A 1492-nucleotide genomic window follows, 5' to 3' on the forward strand; every position below is an offset into this window, starting at 1 on the left:
CGAGCCCAGGCGGCCGGCACGGCCAGCACGTCGGCGCCGCGGTCGACCAGGGCGCGGGCCAGCTCGGGGAAGCGCAGGTCGTAGCAGGTCATGAGCCCCAGGGTCTGGTCACCGACCGGCACGACGACCGGCTCGAGGTCGCCCGCGGCGAGCCGCTCGGACTCGCGGTAGCCGAAGGAGTCGTACAGGTGGATCTTGCGGTACGTCGCGACGAGGTCGCCGTCCGGCCCGGCGACGACGAGCGTGTTGAACGGCAGGTCGTCCGTGGCCTCGAACATGCCCGCCACCACGGTCGCGCCCAGGGCGCGCGAGCGACGCAGCAGCAGCTCGACGAACGGCCCGTCCAGCGGCTCGGCCAGCGGGCGCAGGTCGGTGTCGGGACGGCCGAAGTCGGCCATCGTGGCCTCGGGCAGCACGACCACGTCGGGCTCGTGCGCGGGGTCGACGGCGTCGAGCGCCCGCTCGACGGCCGCACGGTTGGCGGCGGCGTCGAGGGACGCGGAGAGCTGGACGACGGCAGGACGCACCCGTCGATTCTGGCAGGTGGGACCCAGTCCCGCGACGACCCGGGGCTCAGACGCCCGGTCGCCGCGCCTCCCAGCGTCCGACGCCCACCATGACGAGACCGGCCAGCGCCCACCCGGCGAGGATGTCCACGACGTAGTGCTCGGCGTAGTAGACGAGGGCGAACGCCATGACCAGCGGGTACACCAGCGCCGCCCAGCGCCACGGGCTGCGCAGGCGGTGCACCGTCCACAGCGCGACGAGCATGGCGATGCCGCCGTGCAGCGACGGCATCGCCGCCACCGGGTTGCCGACCGAGGCCAGCACGACGTGGAACCCGCCCAGGCCGACGTCCTCCCAGCCCCGACCGGTCAGCCGCGGCAGGCTCTCGGCCACGTAGCCCTCCTGCGAGGCCAGCCACGGGGGCGCCATCGGGTAGAGCACGTAGACGACGAGCCCGGCCAGGTTCATGGTCAGGTACCGCGTCAGCCACGCCACCCAGTCGGCGCGTCGGCGCACCCACAGCACCAGCGCCAGCCCGAGCCCGACGACGAAGTGGCTGTAGTAGACGGTCGTGAGCAGCACGTCGTACCAGGACGGCGCGGCCGAGCGCAGGCACGGGTCCCCGCACAGCGCGTCCTGCAGGTACTGCGTCGGCAGCTCGTTCCCGCCGGTGAGCCAGCGGTCGGCCTCGATCGGCATCGTCCAGTGCACCGGGACGCCGATGAGCTCGTCGCTCAGCCCGCGGCTGTAGAGGTAGGCGACCAGGACGGCGAAGGCCGGCCACCAGTCCTTGGCGAACGCCCGGTGCACCGCCCACGGGGCGCCGAAGCGCCAGGCGATCACGGCCAGCCACATCCAGGCGAACATCTGGAACGGGTCGGTGGGCACGCCCACGGTCACGACCCAGGCGATGAGCGCCGCCGCGTAGGCGACGCGGGCGAGCGGCCGCCAGCGCACGAGGTCGGGCCGCGTGGCCGGCAGGTCC

At 73.9% G+C, this 1492-nt stretch carries 2 protein-coding genes; both read right to left on the bottom strand.

The features are described 5' to 3' along the window. A partial coding sequence (locus AC2W7G_RS16085) for a nitrilase-related carbon-nitrogen hydrolase (protein WP_485869323.1) occupies positions 1 to 527 on the bottom strand: 527 nt, incomplete at its 3' end. Between the two features lie 46 nt (positions 528 to 573). After that, positions 574 to 1492 (bottom strand): phosphatase PAP2 family protein (locus tag AC2W7G_RS16090; protein ID WP_485869324.1); only part of this gene is annotated, 919 nt, incomplete at its 5' end.

This window comes from Aeromicrobium sp. PFPM2_SD2 (assembly GCF_057364525.1).